26 protein-coding genes and 1 pseudogene are annotated in these 17,934 nt (G+C 51.6%); 25 read left to right on the top strand and 2 right to left on the bottom strand.

The window, feature by feature from the left end:
- Positions 1-97: 97 nt before the first annotated feature.
- The 11 genes from NQ842_RS11320 to NQ842_RS11375 all read left to right on the top strand — a co-directional run bounded on the left by NQ842_RS11320 (position 98) and on the right by NQ842_RS11375 (position 6,386).
- Positions 98-316, top strand: a complete 219-nt coding sequence (locus tag NQ842_RS11320; protein ID WP_014832178.1) for a hypothetical protein — start codon at positions 98-100, stop codon at positions 314-316.
- Between the two features lie 383 nt (positions 317-699).
- The gene (locus NQ842_RS11325; protein WP_257256853.1) at positions 700-1,149 is read left to right on the top strand and encodes a VOC family protein; all 450 of its coding nucleotides are present in this window, start codon (positions 700-702) and stop codon (positions 1,147-1,149) included.
- A 366-nt stretch (positions 1,150-1,515) separates the two neighbouring features.
- Complete coding sequence (locus tag NQ842_RS11330; RefSeq protein ID WP_257256854.1) at positions 1,516-1,740, top strand: DinI family protein; 225 nt, start codon at positions 1,516-1,518, stop codon at positions 1,738-1,740.
- Positions 1,741-2,131: 391 nt separating this feature from the next.
- Positions 2,132-2,734, top strand: coding sequence for a DUF1367 family protein (locus NQ842_RS11335; protein WP_257256855.1), 603 nt, complete (start codon positions 2,132-2,134; stop codon positions 2,732-2,734).
- Complete coding sequence (locus NQ842_RS11340; protein ID WP_063149571.1) at positions 2,734-2,940, top strand: hypothetical protein; 207 nt, start codon at positions 2,734-2,736, stop codon at positions 2,938-2,940. Before NQ842_RS11335 ends, NQ842_RS11340 begins: the two co-directional genes overlap by 1 nt.
- Before the next feature lie 2 nt (positions 2,941-2,942).
- The gene (rusA, locus tag NQ842_RS11345) at positions 2,943-3,305 is read left to right on the top strand and encodes a crossover junction endodeoxyribonuclease RusA (RefSeq protein WP_134211361.1); all 363 of its coding nucleotides are present in this window, start codon (positions 2,943-2,945) and stop codon (positions 3,303-3,305) included.
- Complete coding sequence (locus tag NQ842_RS11350; protein WP_257256856.1) at positions 3,302-4,135, top strand: antitermination protein; 834 nt, start codon at positions 3,302-3,304, stop codon at positions 4,133-4,135. The genes rusA and NQ842_RS11350 overlap by 4 nt, the downstream gene beginning before the upstream one ends.
- Before the next feature lie 192 nt (positions 4,136-4,327).
- Complete coding sequence (locus tag NQ842_RS11355; RefSeq protein ID WP_020882503.1) at positions 4,328-4,519, top strand: hypothetical protein; 192 nt, start codon at positions 4,328-4,330, stop codon at positions 4,517-4,519.
- A gap of 567 nt (positions 4,520-5,086) precedes the next feature.
- Entirely contained in the window at positions 5,087-5,311 is a 225-nt protein-coding gene (locus tag NQ842_RS11360) for a class II holin family protein (RefSeq protein ID WP_046092045.1), read from the top strand.
- Positions 5,289-5,852 carry a lysozyme gene (locus tag NQ842_RS11365; protein WP_257256857.1) on the top strand — a complete coding sequence of 188 codons (564 nt, stop codon included), beginning with the start codon at positions 5,289-5,291 and terminating at the stop codon, positions 5,850-5,852. Before NQ842_RS11360 ends, NQ842_RS11365 begins: the two co-directional genes overlap by 23 nt.
- Positions 5,853-6,062: 210 nt before the next feature.
- Positions 6,063-6,386: an Rz1 lytic protein gene (locus tag NQ842_RS11375; RefSeq protein WP_373371723.1), complete on the top strand. Its 324-nt coding sequence runs from the start codon at positions 6,063-6,065 to the stop codon at positions 6,384-6,386.
- Between the two features lie 206 nt (positions 6,387-6,592).
- Here NQ842_RS11375 and NQ842_RS11380 read toward each other — a convergent pair whose 3' ends face one another.
- Positions 6,593-7,048 (bottom strand): hypothetical protein, encoded by a 456-nt coding sequence (locus NQ842_RS11380; protein ID WP_257256860.1) that lies wholly within the window; start codon positions 7,046-7,048, stop codon positions 6,593-6,595.
- A gap of 18 nt (positions 7,049-7,066) precedes the next feature.
- Here NQ842_RS11380 and NQ842_RS11385 point away from each other — a divergent pair.
- Positions 7,067-7,366: pseudogene (locus tag NQ842_RS11385) on the top strand (terminase small subunit); the annotation flags it as partial.
- Positions 7,367-7,706: 340 nt separating this feature from the next.
- On the opposite strand, the gene NQ842_RS11390 reads toward NQ842_RS11385, so the two are convergent.
- Entirely contained in the window at positions 7,707-7,931 is a 225-nt protein-coding gene (locus tag NQ842_RS11390; protein WP_257256861.1) for a hypothetical protein, read from the bottom strand.
- Positions 7,932-8,094: 163 nt separating this feature from the next.
- Between NQ842_RS11390 and NQ842_RS11395 the strand changes: the two genes are divergently transcribed.
- The 13 genes from NQ842_RS11395 (at position 8,095) to NQ842_RS11455 (ending at position 17,933) form a co-directional block, all read left to right on the top strand.
- Positions 8,095-9,087 carry a terminase small subunit gene (locus NQ842_RS11395; RefSeq protein ID WP_257256928.1) on the top strand — a complete coding sequence of 331 codons (993 nt, stop codon included), beginning with the start codon at positions 8,095-8,097 and terminating at the stop codon, positions 9,085-9,087.
- Positions 9,065-10,372, top strand: a complete 1,308-nt coding sequence (locus tag NQ842_RS11400) for a terminase large subunit (RefSeq protein WP_257256862.1) — start codon at positions 9,065-9,067, stop codon at positions 10,370-10,372. Before NQ842_RS11395 ends, NQ842_RS11400 begins: the two co-directional genes overlap by 23 nt.
- A gap of 1 nt (position 10,373) precedes the next feature.
- Positions 10,374-11,762 (top strand): DUF4055 domain-containing protein, encoded by a 1,389-nt coding sequence (locus NQ842_RS11405; RefSeq protein ID WP_257256863.1) that lies wholly within the window; start codon positions 10,374-10,376, stop codon positions 11,760-11,762.
- Position 11,763: 1 nt separating this feature from the next.
- Entirely contained in the window at positions 11,764-12,861 is a 1,098-nt protein-coding gene (locus tag NQ842_RS11410) for a phage minor head protein (protein ID WP_257256864.1), read from the top strand.
- Between the two features lie 80 nt (positions 12,862-12,941).
- Positions 12,942-13,712: a hypothetical protein gene (locus NQ842_RS11415; protein ID WP_064791007.1), complete on the top strand. Its 771-nt coding sequence runs from the start codon at positions 12,942-12,944 to the stop codon at positions 13,710-13,712.
- Positions 13,713-13,724: 12 nt separating this feature from the next.
- Positions 13,725-14,675, top strand: a complete 951-nt coding sequence (locus tag NQ842_RS11420; RefSeq protein WP_047361634.1) for a major capsid protein — start codon at positions 13,725-13,727, stop codon at positions 14,673-14,675.
- 53 nt (positions 14,676-14,728) lie between these two features.
- Positions 14,729-14,956 carry an Ig-like domain-containing protein gene (locus NQ842_RS11425; protein ID WP_373371734.1) on the top strand — a complete coding sequence of 76 codons (228 nt, stop codon included), beginning with the start codon at positions 14,729-14,731 and terminating at the stop codon, positions 14,954-14,956.
- A 36-nt stretch (positions 14,957-14,992) separates the two neighbouring features.
- Positions 14,993-15,475, top strand: coding sequence for a DnaT-like ssDNA-binding protein (locus NQ842_RS11430; protein ID WP_047352249.1), 483 nt, complete (start codon positions 14,993-14,995; stop codon positions 15,473-15,475).
- Between the two features lies 1 nt (position 15,476).
- Positions 15,477-15,827 carry a hypothetical protein gene (locus NQ842_RS11435; protein ID WP_257256865.1) on the top strand — a complete coding sequence of 117 codons (351 nt, stop codon included), beginning with the start codon at positions 15,477-15,479 and terminating at the stop codon, positions 15,825-15,827.
- Position 15,828: 1 nt separating this feature from the next.
- The gene (locus tag NQ842_RS11440) at positions 15,829-16,413 is read left to right on the top strand and encodes a hypothetical protein (RefSeq protein WP_257256866.1); all 585 of its coding nucleotides are present in this window, start codon (positions 15,829-15,831) and stop codon (positions 16,411-16,413) included.
- Positions 16,410-16,820 (top strand): DUF4128 domain-containing protein, encoded by a 411-nt coding sequence (locus tag NQ842_RS11445; RefSeq protein ID WP_257256867.1) that lies wholly within the window; start codon positions 16,410-16,412, stop codon positions 16,818-16,820. Before NQ842_RS11440 ends, NQ842_RS11445 begins: the two co-directional genes overlap by 4 nt.
- Positions 16,821-16,889: 69 nt before the next feature.
- A complete protein-coding gene (locus NQ842_RS11450) occupies positions 16,890-17,561 on the top strand; it encodes a phage tail protein (protein ID WP_047352246.1) in 672 nt (223 codons plus the stop codon).
- Positions 17,562-17,621: 60 nt separating this feature from the next.
- Positions 17,622-17,933 carry a phage tail assembly chaperone gene (locus NQ842_RS11455; RefSeq protein WP_094084361.1) on the top strand — a complete coding sequence of 104 codons (312 nt, stop codon included), beginning with the start codon at positions 17,622-17,624 and terminating at the stop codon, positions 17,931-17,933.
- Position 17,934: the final 1 nt, after the last annotated feature.

A 17,934-nucleotide genomic window follows, 5' to 3' on the forward strand; every position in this document is an offset into this window, starting at 1 on the left:
CTTAGAAATTTCTATGGCGTAATAATCACATAAGTTTTTTCTACGTGTGTTATAAGCGAGTTTGAAATCGCCACCACTGGCGGTTAAGAGGCATCTCATGAAACTACGTATCACAAGAGCAATCGGCCTCAGCAAGTTCTCGCCACGTTGGGTTAAGGTTATCTGTTTACGGTTGACTAAAAACGATATTGAGCGCTCCCTCAACGCTCTTCTGGCCACAATCGATGAATCTGAACTTACCCCTGAGCAAGTCAAAGCATTAAGGGAATGCATTGACAGAATTAACATCGCAAGGGGGAAGGGTATGCAGGCGTGAGCACGTTTGATAAAAGGTAAGCCAGCACTGTATATGCGCGGCACGTTTGCTGCGCAAGTATCGCTGACTGCTCGATACCAGCTGAGCTTTAAAAGCCAAATATGATTGGATGAAAGCTGGTAGGAGGGTATGGGGATGTGCGAGCGAAAATGAGACCAACTATTTAAGCCTGCTCCGTTTACCGCATCTCAACTGAGTTCTTTCTTCTTTGCGTAGCAGGCTAAATCTTCATTTAGCTGGAGTTAGCATACGCCGCAACCCTGAACGGCATTGAACAATACGTGTAAGAAATCCAGCAAAAGCATAGATTGAAAGGCTCTTGACCTCAAGTTAACTTGAGTTTTTAAGATGGCGACTCTGGAGATAGTCAAAGGATTAGCCTAATGAAAGATATTGATGTAGGTTTTACGCACGTTGCGTTTGTTGTTAGAAATTTGGAAAAAAGTATTGATTTCTATAGCCGTTATGCTGGCATGGAAATCGTACACAGGCGAGAGCCTGATCTTCCGGAGGTACGTAAAGTCGCGTGGTTAAGTGACCGAACTCGCCCTTTTGCACTTGTCCTTGTCCAGGTTGATGCTGTGACTGACACCCCTCTAGGTAATTTCGGTCACTTGGGAGTAGCTTGTTCAAGCATTGAAGAAATCGACAATAAGGTAGCGATGGCTAGAATGGAAGGCATCTTGCGAAAAGAACCGGTTCAGGCAGGCGAACCGGTAGGTTATTATGTCTTCTTCGCTGATCCTGATGGTAACACACTTGAACTTTCTTATGGTCAGAAAGTCGGGATCGAGGCTTTCCATCAGGATGATAAAGTGCCTGCATCTCAGTAAATTTCGATAACCGGTTGGATTACGTTACGCATTGGTAATGTTTCATGTCGTTTTAGAGCTTGCTGACAAATTTGTTGCTTAGTAACAGCAAGCTCCATAATAGCCTTTACGAATTTTCATTTTATAAATCTCATATCGAAACCACAATTTAGTAGTGAAACTGCACTAAACTCCTCTGAAATCTATTCAACATAACTATTGTGTAGACCACCAAATCTGAGATCTGTCCCAAATCGTTCTTAAAACCGATACCTGCAAGCTTGGAAGCGCTCCATCCTTCTAACACTCTTTAATCGTTGCAAAATCCGTAAGATACGTTTATAAATATACTGTATATGCATACAGGTGTTCATTGCGGAGGGAAAAATGAAAATCGAGTTAGCCATTGATCGCATGAAGAAACTTCCTAATGGAGCTATACCTGCACTAGAGTCAGAACTGCTCAAAAGGCTCAGCAAGCAGTTTGATAATTGTCAGCTAACGATCAAGCGTGCCAGCAATGATGGTCTGAGTGTTTTCGGGGGCGACAAGAAAGAGGTTGAGCAAATCGTGCAGGAGACCTGGGAAAGCGCCGACGAGTGGTTTTATTAATCGCGTGAATTTCACTGGAGCAGTTTCAAAGAGTATCGCTGTTTGCGTTCCCCTGGCTGTTCCCGATTACTGTTTACCGCGTCAATAAGTCGCTCTGGGGGAAGAAATAGTGTGTAGTGCAGATGCCTTTAATGCAGATGATCAATGGTACGACGTGGTCAGAAGGGCCGATAAAGCAGTTATCTATAGTTTCCCGGCGGAAGGGAGATATCTGGTTTATCGAGTAAATGGAATAGTTTCATTACGACCGTTACTCGACGAGGAAGAAATCTTCACTCTCAACGAGTTTATGCAATTTGCAAAACGGCTTGGGTACCGGATTACACCACCGTCTGATATTATTCTTTCATAGGCCTGAACAACCTATACCTGATGCGCCACGGAGAGAACCATGGCGCTAGAATTACAACTTATCAAACACCATTCAGGAATACTGATCCCGGCTACGCCCGAGACCAGCGATATCCTGCAATCCAAAACCCGGCTCGGCGATGTTCTTGTTGCCGAGTTCAAGCGTGTACGTAACCCGGCATTCCACCGACGCTTTTTCGCGCTTCTCAATCTCGGTTTTGAATACTGGGAACCAACCGGCGGGGCTATCTCGAGTAACGAGAGGAAGCTGATTACTGGCTACGCCAAGTTCCTGGCTTCTTATGCCGGCAATGAGGGCGCGCTGATCGATGCTGCTGAGCATTATCTTGAGCAGGTTGCATACCGCCGGGTCACAAATGGCATTAGCCTGTGCAAATCCTTTGACGCTTACCGCTCTTGGGTGATCGTCGAAGCAGGGCACTTTGATGCCATTCAGCTGCCTGACGGCACACTCAAAAAGCATCCTCGTAGCATCTCGTTTGCCAACATGGACGAACTCGAGTTTCAGCAGCTCTATAAAGCTGCGCTCGATGTCCTCTGGCGCTGGGTCCTGTCCCGTTCATTCCGCAGCCGTGATGAGGCCGAAAGTGTCGCCGCGCAGCTGCTTGGCTTCGCGGGGTGATGGGGATGAAGAAGACCTGGTTCCATCATACCGACTGCAGCACCGAACAGGCCGACGAACTGGTTAAGCGTTACAAAGCGCGCGGCGTGCGAGTTGAACGCAGCCTAAACCAGGATTACGTGACATGGACTGTCAGTGCATTCCTTCCAACATCAAATACACCAGCGCGCCCGGATAGCCGCTGGCGAAACCGGATGTGGGGGTGAACGTGAAGACATATCAAATCACTTTGCCCTGGCCGCCGAGCAATAACCGGTATTACCGGCACAACCGCGGGCGCACTCACATCAGCGCTGATGGCGTCGCTTACCGTTATGCGGTCGCAAGTGTCATTCGAAGCGCCCGCCTTAATATCCGGACGGCCGCACCACTCAAAATCCGAATTGAATGTCACATGCCCGACCGCCGGCGCCGCGATCTGGATAACCTGCAGAAAGCTGCATTCGACGCTTTAACCAAGGCGGGATTCTGGCTGGATGACTGCCAGGTTGTCGACTATCGCGTTGTGAAAATGCCTGTCGTTAAGGGCGGGAAATTAGAACTCACCATTACCGAGCTGGAGACCGCATGAATCTTGAAAATACCCTCAAATATCACTTCGCCAAATCGACAATGATTAGCGACTCTCCGCGCGCTACGGCGTCAGACTCATTAAGCGGAACGGATATCATGGCCGCTATGGGCATGACGCAGGAGCGGGCAGCCTTGGGTTACAGCGCTTTTCTCGGAAAGATGGGTATCAGCAATAACGATCGGGAGAGGGCGATTGAGTTACTGGCCCAGTACGCGCTGACCAAGTGCGATAGGGTTGCTGCGCTGCGCAAACTGGATGCCGGGGTTAAGCCACTGGTGATGCATCAGTTGGCCACCTTCGCGTTCGAGGACTATTCCCGCAGCGCCGCCAGCGCGAAGCAATGCGATGGCTGCAATGGGGAAGGGTTTATTGATGCTGAGGTCTACAGCATGAAGTCTCACACTCCTGCAAAAGAGAAGAAATTCGTGAAGATGTCCCTGAATATGGGCGTCGAAAATATACGTCCTTCTGAGTATGAGGTGCGAAGAGAGATCAGGGAGGTAGCGCGCGTTCTCTGCCCTCAGTGTAAGGGCAAGAAGGTTGTAAGTTGTGCCTGTAAAGATTGCCATGGACGCGGGAAAGCCATTAATCAGGCTCTTACAGAGCAGCAGGGCGTTCCGGTTCTGGCTGATTGCAAGCGCTGCAGTGGCCGAGGTTATGAGCGAATCCCATCGACAGAGGCATATGCAGCGGTGTGTCAGATAACTGATGCAATCAGCCTCGATACCTGGAAGAAGTCTGTTAAGCCTTTCTACAATCAGCTCATCACCAAGTTTGATATCGAAGAGGCGTGGGCTGATGCGCAGCTCAAGCAAATAACAAAATAGGGCGTTATTTTATCGTGAGCTATTTACATTTCCCGAATCTGTGGTAATTTTTCTCTAACGATGGGTTATTGCCTTCGTTTAAAGCCCTGCGGTTAACCCCGTGGGGCTTTTTGCTTAATAGCGATTTAAGAATTTCTAAAACCATCACTATTCATTGCCTCTTATACTTTCTATATCGGAGAGGGGGGAATGATGAGAGAAGGCTATTACTGGATTCAGTACAATGGTAGCAGGCAGATCGCTTACTACGTGCACGAAAAAATCGACGATTTAGAGTCGGGTGAAACTATCTACGGCGCATGGTATGTGACTCGTGGAGATGATCTCGCCAACAATGGAGAGGTCGAAGTGCTAAGCGAACGTATTGAAGAGCCAAAGCTGTAACAGGATAAAAATTAAGTGAAGCCTCGTTACTGTGCGAGGCTTTTAGTATCCATGGAAGAAGTAGCGAATCTTTAAGCCTATAAACTTCAACACTGGCCAGACATAATGCTGGATTAAATATAGGACTGGTGGAACAACCAATGTCGCACCAGTTGCGCAGAGTGCGTATACCGCCGAGTCCTTTGCGATTAATGAGTAATTTAGGTTAAGTGTTTCAAGATTAATTGCATTGGCTGTACTCGAACCTACAAATCCAGAGCCAAAAACAACCAGAAACACATAAAGTGATACTGTTATGAGCCTTAAAATTAACCGAATGTATTTCACGATGAACACCTGCTGATTGATGTCATCGTTTTACACAAATGCCATCTGTTTAGCTAGCTTCTAGGTCGCTTGGTTCTAATAATATCCTGTTCATTGCCTTACCCTCACATTGCCAGCCTGTCGCTGGCTTTTTAATTTCAGGCTCAAGGAACCATCATCGACACGCCTTCTTGTCAAATCGTCCCGACGGACTGACCCCTTTCAAACACACAGCACCCGCTAACTACGCGAGGTGAGAGTATGTATCGCATGGACAAACTAACCACCGGTGCAGCCTATGGCGCTTCAGCCGGTAGCATCCTAAACGGCATGCTGAATGCCTACAGTCCCGAGCAGTGGAACGCTATCGGCGTGCTGGTGGGCATCATCATCGCTGTACTGACGTATCTGACGAATCTCTATTTCAAAATCCGCGAAGACAACCGCCGCAGCAGGAGCCGAGATGAACCCGACACTCAGAAATAAGCTGGTGGGCGCCATTGTTGGAGGATCCGGTGCAATCACTATTGCAGCTGTCATGCTGGGTAATGCGGATGGGCTGGAAGGGCGGCGCTATTACGCCTATCAAGATGTTGTCGGCGTCTGGACTGTATGCGATGGGCACACCGGCGCCGACGTTCGCCGTGGACATCGCTACACCGATCGGGAGTGTGATGCGCTGCTGCAGTCCGACCTGAGTAAGGTGGCAGCTGCCATCGACCCACTGATAAAGGTTTTCATCCCCGAAACCACCCGCGCTGCGCTCTATTCATTCACCTACAACGTTGGTTATGGCGCATTCAGCAAATCCACTCTTCTGCGAAAGCTGAATACCGGTGACGTTGCTGGTGCCTGCAAAGAGCTGCAGCGCTGGACCTATGCTGGTGGTCAGCAGTGGAAAGGCTTGGTTACCCGACGTGAGATTGAGCGCGCGGTCTGTGAGTGGCAGCAAAAGCCACTGAGGCTTAACGATGAAGTAGGACCGCTTAACCCCGGAATTCATTCATCAACGCCGGGAGTGTTCTGATGAGACTTCGTTACCTCATTGCGATCGCAGTATTCATCTTTTGCCTGTTTGGTGGAGCGTGCTGGTCAGCCTGGTATTACAGCGACGAAGCCAGCCGCGAAAAGGCGCGTGCAGATACCGCAGAGCAGCAGGCTGAATCAGCAAATATCGTCACCGCCAATATTATACAGACTGTGAACATCATCAACGCCATTTCAGAGGCCAACCAGAATGCTAAAAACGAGATCGCACTGGAGTCACAGAGAGCCCAAGCAGATATCAAAGTGGCTGTTGCGGATGATGATTGCGCTCGTCTGCCTGTGCCTGTTGCAGCTGCTAACCGGCTGCGGGAATACGCGGACAGTTTACGTGCAGGTGCCGGCGATGCCGCTGCCAGCAAACCTGACTACTGAGACGCAACAGCCAGCTATTCCCGAACCGCTGACCTACGGGGCCAGTCTGGATCTGAATGTCAGTCTGCTGTCGGCGCTGGGCCAATGCAACATCGATAAGGCCAGTATCAGGAAGATAGAGGAATTCCGAGGCTCACAATAGCTATTACAAAGCTCATCTGCTGGTGGGCTTGATAATGGCATTAATATACCCGCCAAACCTCTCAGCGATGCTCAAATTGGCGGATTTGATTGTTTTGGTCGCAATAAGGTACCTGAAGAATGGGTATCAGAAGGATAATAGTTGTCGGCAGGGGAGCGCGAGAGTTGTTCACTAGCCTACTCTCGCGCACATGCAGATTACGATTCTCAAAAATTTAGATGGTTGTAAGATGCGTCGATATCATTAATAAGTTGAGCCTTTACTTTTTCGTATCGTTCCCCATTTGCTGCGCCTTGATTGTTTTGGATAACCTCACCATGAGGACCATGGAAAAGAACTACGAAAGTGTGTTTTGCTTGGTTTTCACTATCGGCAATAGAACCCCAAAGTAGCGGATTTCTGTTGATTTCTGTCATAACATCAAAGGCTACTGCAACAAGGTCAGGAAGGTAAGACGCTCTAAATTCCCCAGACGCTGATAATTCCATATCAAGCAGTTGCCCTATCTTTGGAAGTCCTTGAGGATTCTTAACTCCTGATGTGAGTGACCTGTAAATAGTATTCAGCATGGTAACAATACTTTGTCGTTTACAAGAAAATCCATTGTTGAGCCAGCGCTCGTCGTTCTCATAAGTGCTAAAGCAGAAATCATATAGTTTCACATTCACTCCTTGGAAAACATGGTACTCACCGACAAACAAGAAATGTTCTGTCGCGAGTGCCTCATCTATTTAAATGCCACGCAAGCGGCTATTCGGGCGGGGTACAGCGTAAAGACACCAAACCGCACCGCGTCCGAAAACCTGTCAAAACCTGACATCCGATTCAGAATTGCCGAACTTAAAGCGCAACGCAATGATCTGGTTGGTGTAAATGCGACATACGTCCTGAATCGTCTCGTTGAGATAGACCAGATGGACGTGCTCGACACCCTGACTTCGAACGGAGAGCTGAAACTGGTATCTCAGTGGCCGACGTGCTGAAGGACGACGTTATCAGGTATGGATTTCGTTGAGATGCCCTCAGAAGGATGGTAGTGCCTGATGGTGTGCAACTGCTTTGACATGAAACATTACTCGGAGTTGTCGCACAGTCATCTGGTGACAGTCTGGTAACAATTCCTCTGAACCATAACGTGTTTAAAACGATGGCATCGACAGATGTCACGTCTGGTGGAAATGCAAAACGAAAATGATGTAAGTATCTTTATGAAAAAAAAGCATGCATTACAGTTCAAGCAACTCGGTAAAACAAAACCACGGCCCAATAAAAAACAAGGTTCGGACCGTGGGAGATTAACTGTTGTCTACAGTATAAAAATCAATCAGGAGAATGCAGATTTCTAAATTGATTTAAGAGAGTAGCCAAATCTTTAGTTTTCGGGTCGGGGATATTAATCAAATTTTGAATTACATCTGATTGGGCGTCAGATGGGAGTTTTGCGAGGATGAAGCCTAGAGCGCTTTTGATAGCCATCAATTCCTGTGCTGTTACATTAGGCGTAGAGGCATCTGCTTTCATTTCGAATTTAAAATCTTTTTGCATAGTTTCACCTTAATCAGAGGTAAGTCAGCCATTCCCCCTATTTCTTAGCGCCAGTGTCCCACCGCTGACGGGCTGAATGATTACCTTAACTAAGGTTATCCTGAAGAAATACCCTGATATTCAGACAGTAGCTGCCATCGTGCGGCTTTTCATGGGGTTAATAATGGCAAAACCGGACTGGGGCGAGCTCCAGCAACGGTTCCTGTCCGAACATGCCGCAACCGGCGTATCACCAAAGGAATGGTGTGAAGCGCAGGGACTGAACTACGCTACCGCCCGTCGATATATCAAAAAACCTTCTGCGCAAACTGCGCAAAAACCTGCGCAGAAAAAAATGCGCACTGCGCAGAAAGACAAAAGCGCAAATGAACTGGTGGATGATGATGGACTTACTGCTCAGCAGCGCTTATTTGTCGCGGAGTACCTGAAGGACAACAACGCCACCGCTGCCGCTGCACGTGCTGGTTATAGTGACCCAAACTACGGTCGTCAGCTCATAACGAATCCTAACGTTGCCCAGGCCATTGCGCGGCAGCAGAAAGCCTCCATTGCGCGCACGCTTGGCAGTGCTGATGAAGTTCTTGCGCAGATGTGGCAGCTCGCAACTTTCGATGCAAACAAGCTTTCACAGTATCGCCGCGGCGCGTGTCGTTACTGCTGGGGCTTCGGTCACCACTACCAGTGGCGCGATGCAGTTGAGTTTGATGAGGAAACGGCAAAAGTCGAGGGTAGGGAAGGTGCTAGGCTGCCGCAGGATACTGGCGGCTATGGTTACGACCACAACCGAGAACCAAACCCAGAATGCCCGCGCTGCAACGGCGATGGCATAGGCCAGCCTTATTTCGCTGATACCAGGAAACTTCCCCCTGACGCTGCTCTGGCTTATTCCGGCCTCAAGCTGGGGAAGAATGGCATCGAGATTACAGCCATCAGCCGTGAGCGAATGTACGAAGCGGTAATGAAGCGACTTGGCCTGGCCGATAGCGAGTTTGCGCAGCGACTGCAGCAGATTGAAATCGAACGCCGGCAGCTTGAGGTTGAGAAACTCCGCAAGGAGCTGGCGGGTGATGGTGATGATGACGAACCTACCCCAGTGCAGATCAATATCAACGTAGTGGATGCGAGGGCAGACGATGGGGATCAGCCCGACACTTAACATTCCTCAGGCGCGCTTCCTTGCGATGCAGCACAAATTCAAAGCCTATGTTGCCGGGTTCGGTTCTGGTAAGACGTGGGTGGGTTGTGGTGGCATCTGTAAGGGGATGTGGGAGCACCCTAAAATCAACCAGGGTTATTTCGCGCCGACGTACCCGCAGATTCGTGACATCTTCTACCCGACGATTGAAGAGGTTGCCTTTGACTGGGGCTTGAACGTCAAAATCAACGAGGGGAACAAAGAGGTTCACTTCTACGAGGGGCGACGGTTCCGCGGTACCACAATCTGTCGCTCGATGGAGAAACCCGGCTCGATAGTTGGTTTCAAAATCGGTAATGCGATGGTGGATGAGCTGGACGTCATGGCGGCAGCCAAAGCACAACAGGCCTGGCGAAAAATCATCGCTCGTATGCGTTACAAGGTTGATGGGCTACGTAACGGCATCGATGTAACGACCACGCCGGAAGGCTTCAAGTTTGTCTACCAGCAGTTCGTGAAGGCGGTGCGTGAAAAACCAGAGCTTGCCGCACTGTATGGACTGATTCAGGCCAGCACGTTCGACAATGCGAAGAATCTACCGCCTGATTACATCCCATCGCTGCTGAGTTCTTATCCTGACGAGCTGATTCAGGCCTATCTGCGTGGGAAATTCACAAACCTTAACAGCGGGACCATTTACCACACCTTCAACCGCAAGCTGAATAACTGTTCTGACGAGATTCAGGATGGAGATCCGCTGTTCATTGGTATGGACTTCAACGTGGGAAAAATGGCCGCGATTGTTCACGTAAAGCGTAACGGCTTGCCGCGCGCGGTTCGTGAACTGATGAAGGTCTACGACACGCCGGCGATGATTAAGCGCATTCAGGAAGAATTCTGGCGCTACGAGAATGGTCGCTACGTGAAGAGCCGGGAGATTTACATCTATCCGGATGCGTCAGGGGACTCTCGGAAATCCCAGAACGCCAGTAAGACCGATATCGCCCAGCTCAACGAAGCCGGATTCAGCGTCATTGTTGATGATGTCAACCCGCCGGTTAAGGACCGTATCAACTCGATGAACGCCATGTTCTGTAACGCCAACGGCGAACGCCGCTATCTGGTCAACGTCCAGAACTGCCCGGTTTATACCGAGAGCCTCGAGCAGCAAATCTGGGCGGCAAATGGCGAACCGGATAAATCAGCGGATAACGATCACCCCAATGATGCTGGTGGGTACTTCATCGTGAAGGATTACCCTATTGTGAAGCCGGCATACTCAATCACCATGGACACCACTTTCTGATATGGCAAACGACGACATCACCTGGGTTCGACCAGAACACCGGGCGGCTTCTGCTGCCTGGCGGAAATACAGGGACTTTTGCAAAGGGGCCGAGGCCGTAAAAGCGGCAGGTAATAAGTATCTGCCGTATCTCGACCCAACCGATAAATCATTACGCAATAAAAAGCGTAATGAGGACTATCTGAGCCGCGCTGTGTTCTATGCCATTGCCGGCAATACGAAGATCGGCATGCTTGGGATGGCATATCGCAAGGACCCCACGTTTAACGGCCCTGAAAAGCTGAAATACCTGTTGGACAATGCTGACGGGGCCGGTACCAGCATCTATCAGCAGTCGCAACTGGTGACCGAGAACGTGCTGGAGGTTGCGCGAGAGGGCATTTACGTCGATTACGCTGAAGCCTCCGATGAGGCGATCATCCTCCGCTATCCGGCAGAGAACATCATCAACTGGAGAACAAAGCGTATTAACGGACGCGATCAGCTGGTGCTGGTGGTTCTGCGCGAATGCGTAGAAGAGCCGGATGGTTACGCTTACAAGGATGAAGTCCAGTACCGCGAACTGGCGCTGGAAGAAGGGCAGTTCATATGCCGCGTATGGCGCCGGGCTGGTGGCACTGCAAGTGGAACCTACACAGTTGACAGTGAGTACCACCCTAACCCGAAAGGAAAGGACTACTGGGACGAAATCCCGTTCACCTTTGTCGGTGCTCAGAACAACGATCCCACTATCGATGATTCACCGCTCGCTGCGCTGGTGGAGATAAACCACGGTCATTATCGTAACAGTGCTGACTATGAGGACAGCGTGTGGTTCTGTGGCCAGGTGCAGCCGTACATGACTGGGCTCGATACCGGCTGGCGCGATCACCTCGAGAAGAAAGGCGTGAAAATTGGTTCCCGATCACCGCTTTTGCTTCCCAAGGAGGGCTCGTTTGGTTATGCCCAGGCACAGCCGAACATGCTGGCTAAAGAGGCCATGGACAGCAAACGCGATTATATGGTGCAGCTTGGCGCCCGGCTGATTGAGCAGAACGCCACGGCTAAGACGGCGACGCAGGCTAGCGGTGAGCAAACATCATCAACCTCTGTGCTCGGTATCTGCGTTTCAAACGTTTCTGAGGCCTATACGCTGGCGCTTGGCTGGTGTGCGAAATACCTCGGCATCAAGGGCGAAACGACGAGTTACACCATCAATCAGGAATTCATAGCTAAGGTTGCCGAGTCGGGCATGGTGACGGCAATCGTCAATGCCTGGCAGTCCGGTGCGCTGCGCGATAGCGATATGATTCGCGCGCTGCAGAAGCTCGATCTCATTGACCCGGCCGACAGTCCGGACGAGGTTATTGATGCGCTTCGCAATCAGGCACCAACGTTGACGGGAGGCTGATATGCCCACCATTAACGAAAGCCTGCGTGATGAATCGATCGCACATTCCGTCTGGTTAAGCCGCTACGCCACTGGCGTGGCAAACCGGATGGTCAAGTTGCTTAACGAGACGGACGCGGACCTTTCGGCGCGGCTACTGGATGCGCTGGATAGATTGCCGCCGGAGAGCTTCACAGTTAATCGCCTGCAGAGTTTATTGGGCAGCGTGCGTGAGCTTAACCATCAAGCCGTAGCGTCCATGCAGGCAGGGTTCGAGAGTGAGCTGGTGGCGCTGGCAAAGAACGAAGCCAGTTATCAGCTGAACCTGTTCGATTCCCTTCTGCCATCACAGGTCCTGTCTCACTATCCGTTGCAGGGCATCACCGCCGATATGGTGTATGCCGCGGCGATGGCGCAACCCTTTCAGGGGCGGCTGCTGAGTGAGTGGGCGGAGAATCTGGAATCGGACAGGCTGGCGCGTATCGTGAACGCCGTCCGCAGGGGGTATCTTGCTGGCGACACGGTAGAAACTATCGCGCGCAATGTTCGTGGCCACGCCAACAAAGACTATCGCGACGGGGCGCTGCAGATGAGCAGGGCAAACGCCGCCAGCATCGCTAAAACAGCCGTGAATCATCTGGCTGCCACAGCACGCAACAGCTTCACCAGTGCCAACAGCGACATCGTGAAAGGTAAACAGTGGCTGTCCACGCTGGACAATAAAACCAGTCACGACTGCATTATTCGTGATCTGCTGCGCTACACCCTGGATAACAAACCGGTCGGGCATAAGGTGCCTTACCTGCAGGGACCCGGGAAAATTCATTTTTGCTGTCGTTCTACCGAAACCCTGATCCTCAAGTCGTGGCGCGAACTCGGCATCGATATCGACGATATGGACGAGGGGAGTCGGGCCAGCATGGATGGACAGGTACCGGGGAAAACATCATATCTGGAATGGCTCGCGCGCCAGCCGGCACAACGCCAGGATCAGGTTCTGGGTGCCGAGCGTGGCCGTTTGTTCCGCGCGGGTGAAATCGACCTGGCTGATATGTTCACTGACAAAGGCGAATGGATCAGCCTGGAACGTCTGAAGCAGCTCTCAGGCACAGACAACTAACAATCACATCTTACTCCACGCCCTGGCATCCGCCGGGGCTTTTTTATGGGCGAGGCCCGGCAAAATCCCGAGGGGAAATTATGTTAATTCGAAACATGCTTCTGAAATATTACGCACCTGAAAGCGGCGGTGAGGGCGGCGGTGGCGGTGGTATCGAAATCACGCCAGAAATCCAGAAGCTGATAGATGAGCGTGTGACCAGCGAAGTTACAGGCCTGAAATCGAAAAACTCTGAGCTGCTGGGCACCATCAAGCAGCAAAAAGAAACCCTGTCGCGCTTCGATGGTATCGATCCTGATGCTGTACGTGGGATCCTCCAGCGTTTTTCCGACGACGAAGAGGCAAAGCTGATTGCCGCCGGGAAAATTGATGAGGTGCTCGATAAGCGCACCGAGCGTCTGCGTGCTGACGTTGATAAGCAGATTAAAGCCGCAAATGAACGCGCTGACAAAGCCGAAGCGTTCTCCAACAAATTCCGGGACCGGGTTCTGGGCGATGCAATCCGTGCAGCAGCCTCAAAAGCTGGCGCGCTGCCGGAAGCATCCGACGATCTGATTCTGCGTGCCAAAGGCACATTCCAGCTCAACGACGAAGGCGAGGCCGTAGCAGTTGATGCAAATGGCGATGTTCTGTTCGGTAAAGACGGCAAAACTCCACTAAGCCCGCTTGAGTGGGCTGAGTCTCTTAAGGAGACGGCTCCGCATCTGTTCCCACGCGCAGAAGGCACCGGCGCGGGCGGACACAAACCAAACGGCGGTGGCAGCCTGAAACGTTCCGAAATGAGCGCTAGCGACAAAGCGGACTACATCCGCAAGCATGGCCAGCAGGCCTTCCTCAAACTTCCGAAATAAGGCGTTTCCCGAATGACGACTGTTAATACCGACCTGATTATTTATGACGACCTGGCTCAGACCGCTTTCCTTGAGCGCCGACAGGATAACCTGGCAATCTTTAATGCCTCTTCCAACGGGGCGATTCTGCTGGATAACGAGCTTATTGAAGGTGATTTCCGCAAACGTGCCTTCTACAAGGTGGGCGGCTCGATCGAATCGCGTGATGTTAACTCCACCGAAAAAGTGACGGGTAAGAAGATTGGCGCAGGTGAAGCCGTCTCCGTTAAAGCGCCGTGGAAATACGGTCCATACGAAACGACTGAAGAAGCATTCAAACGCCGTGGCCGCTCGGTTGACGAGTTCTCCGAAGTAATCGGCACTGATGTGGCTGACGCGACGCTGGAAGGCTACGTGAAATATGGCCTGAAAGCGCTGACTGCGGCGATTGGCGCTAACGCCGACATGGTCGTAACCGCCGACATTGAGACTGACGGTAAAAAGACTCTGACGCGCGGCCTGCGCAAATACGGCGATAAGTTCAACCGTGTGGTGCTCTTCGTTATGCACTCCGCCACTTACTTCGACATCGTGGATGAGGCGATTGCCAACAAAATCTACGAAGAAGCAGGCGTTGTGGTTTACGGCGGGCAGCCGGGCACGCTGGGTAAACCTGTACTGGTTACCGACACTATGGATGCTGATGCGATCCTTGGGCTGGTGGCCGGAGCGGTTACCGTCACCGAGTCTCAGGCGCCGGGCTTCCGTTCCTACGACATCAACGACCAGGAAAACCTGGCTATCGGATACCGCGCTGAAGGCGTGGTGAATGTCGACCTGCTGGGTTACAGCTGGGATACCTCCAAAGGCGATAACCCAGACCTGACCAAAATCGGAACTGCAGGTAATTGGAAGAAGCACTTCACCAGCAACAAATCTACGGCTGGCGTGCTGATTAAGCTGGGATCCGCGGCGGGGGAGTAACGCTGTCAGCGGATAAAACCTCCGCAACCGCTGACAGCGCCGATGCGGTCACCATTTCCCTGAAGTACACGCTAAACGGCGCAGGTGTTTCCGGTAAAACTGTTGCATGGAGTTCAACGGGCGGCACGCTCAGCACGGCCAGTTCTCAAACAGGCTCTGCTGGTGGTGCAACGGTGAAACTCACATCAGACGTTGCTGGCACCTTCACGGTAACCGGCACGGTTGAAGGTGTGGCGAAAACCACTGATTTGATCACCTTTACTGCGCCTGCCGGAGAATAACGAATGGGGCGAAAGCCCCATAAACAGGATTATTCGATGATCAATACCGATATCACCTCTTCTGATGCCAACAGCTACGCCAGTGAAGAGGATCTTGCCTCGTTTGCGGCAATACGCGGCATTGAACTACCTGACAAACTCACTCCTTTGTTGATTAAGGCGATGGATTACCTGGAGGGGCTGGACTGGGTTGGCTCAAAAGCAGACCCTCGACAGCCGCTGGCCTGGCCACGGGCGAATATCATTCTGGATGGTCATGATTTCCCACCCGACCAAGTGCCGCGACAGGTTACCTCCGCACAATGCATGCTGGCTATCGAGGCGATTGAGGGCGATCTGCTTTCAAGCGTTCGTGAGGCCGCGGTTAAAACCGAACGTGTCGAAGGCGCCGTAACCATGACCTATGCGGTCGCCGATGGTGAAGTCTTCACCCCTTCCTATCCTGCCGTTATGGCGCTGCTGGGCGACCTCGCTGGTGGTCGTGGTTACGCCATCAATGCATTTGCAGAGAGGGCCTGATATGGCGATTGATTACCAACGTATGCAGGCCAGAACGACGCGCATGCTCAGGCAGAACGGCGTGGCGTACAACGTCACCCGTAAAGGTTCGATAACGGTTATTGGTGGCGTTGAGCATAAAACTGAAGCGGTACGTTTTACTGCTGTGGGCGTGAAGACTGAATACGCGCCAGGCGAAATTGATGGAACGGTCATCGTTAACGGCGATGTGCAGATCGTTTTTACGGCAGAGCAGGAAATTAAAATCGGCGATGTTGTTGATATTGATGGCACAGCCTACCGTGTTGTCAAACCGAACCCGGCAAAACCTGCTGCACTGGTGCTTTGCTACAAAGCGCAACTGAGGGCATAACATGGGCGAGAACGCGGCGTTCATGGCTGAAATCACGGCGTTCGTTAATAAGGCGAAAACGAATCAGGAAGCAGTGGTGCGCGCCGTCGGAATCAAAATTCTTAACCAGCTGGTGGTGATGTCCCCAGTGGGCAACCCGGAGTTGTGGGAAGTTAACCAGACAGCCGTTTCCTATAATCGCGCTGTTTACGACCACAACGAGGCGCAGCGGGCCAATCCCGATAACCTGACCAAAACCGGGAGACTGAAGAAAAAAGCCCGGGTGGTGGATGGGATGGATATCAAAGCACCGCCGGGGTATACGGGCGGACGCTTTCGCGGTAACTGGCAGATATCGTTTGATGCTCCGACAACTGATGAAACAGGGCGAATAGACAAGACCGGCGACCTGACAAAAGCGGCCGGTAACTACACGCTGTCGCTCTTCAAAGTCGGGATGAAGGCCATTTATTTCTGCAACAACGTGCCCTATGCCTACCCGCTTGAAATGGGGCATTCCACACAGGCTCCGGGAGGGATGGTCCGCATAACTGCAGCTGAGTTTCAACGCTTCTTTGAGGAAGCTGTCAGGGAGGTGACTAAGTGATTCCTGATATTGCATCTGCACTGGCCGCCAGACTGGGTGCCTGGGCCGATGCCGAGGGCATTTCGGTTGCATGGGAGAACGTGCCGTTCACACCTCCTGCAAACGAGATGTACCTGGCCGTTCACGATATGCCCGTTACGCCGCGAACAATCGATCTCGGCTTGCGCTGCCGGATTTATTCTGGCGTGTACCAGATTAATGTCGTGGCGCCAGCCGGCTCCGGCCGTACCTCCGTCGTTGCCCTGGCTGGCAGAGTAGCGGAATTGTTCCCCGAGGGGCTGGAAATTGCAGGCAAAGATTTTACCTGCTGGATTAGCAGCGCGCCTGGCATATTCCGCGGCGTCCCTACACCTGTGTCCTACTCCGTTCCTGTCAGCCTGAATTATCGGGCAGACATTACCAACTGATTCCCTCTGTGATGTCCCACAACTGACCGGCCTTGAGCCGGTTTTCCCGTTTCTAAAGGAGTAACCATTATGGGCTTTGCATTGCCTAACGGCGCTCATGTCTATCTGGCATCGGGCTACGGCCCGGCTATTACTTTCACCGGCGCGACGAATGCTGAGCACGCGGTGATCACAGTTAGCGCCGCAGACGATATAGCGGTCGGCGATATCGTTCACGTGAACTGCAACTGGTCGGGTATTGATAACGTTATCGCGAAAATCGATGCGATTGCGGAGAATGCTGTAACTCTTCGCAACATCAACACCACCAACAAAAACAAATACGCGGCTGGTGGCGGTTCCGGCTCTATTCGCAAAATTGAAGAATGGACCGAGCTGCCACAAATCACTGAGGTATCGAAATCTGGTGGTGATCAGAACACCACGCAGATTCAGTTCCTCAGCGATGATCGCCAGCGCAACCTGAATACCTATAAATCCGCTGTCTCTCAGACTTACTCGATTGCTCACGACTCAACTCTCCCGGTTTATCCGCTGCTGCGCCAGCTGGACGAAGACGAAGAGACTGTGGCTGCGTATATGTACGTGCCGAAGGCGAAGGAGAACCGTTACTGGGCGGCCACGGCATCTTTTGACGACACGCCGACCACGGCGGTGAACGAGGTCGAAACGGTAAGCGTCGTGCTGAACCTGCAATCGCCAGCGATGACGTTCTACAAAATCACAGGCGCCCCGGCATAAGTCAGGCATAACGACAACCTGAGCCTCCGCCATGGAGGCTTTTTTCACTAAGAGGCAACGATGGCGACTAAATTCACCCTTCATCCCAAACCAACTTTTAAGGCCAACGTATCGATCCCGCGCGCCGGCGATGAGGATGGCGTGCTGACCTTCACGTTTAATCATAAGCCACTCAAAGAGCTGGCTGATCTGGAAAAACTGGAAGGCAAAACCGCCACTGATTTTCTGATGGAAATTATTTCTGGCTGGGCACTCCCCGATACATTCAACGCGGAAAATCTTTCGGTGCTGCTGGAAAACTATCCGGCTGCAATGAAGGCTATCCCTGAAACCTACTATCGCGAACTGATGGGGCAGCGCGAAAAAAACTGAT

Source organism: Enterobacter cloacae complex sp. R_G8 (assembly GCF_024599795.1).
Lineage (GTDB): Bacteria > Pseudomonadota > Gammaproteobacteria > Enterobacterales > Enterobacteriaceae > Enterobacter > Enterobacter dissolvens.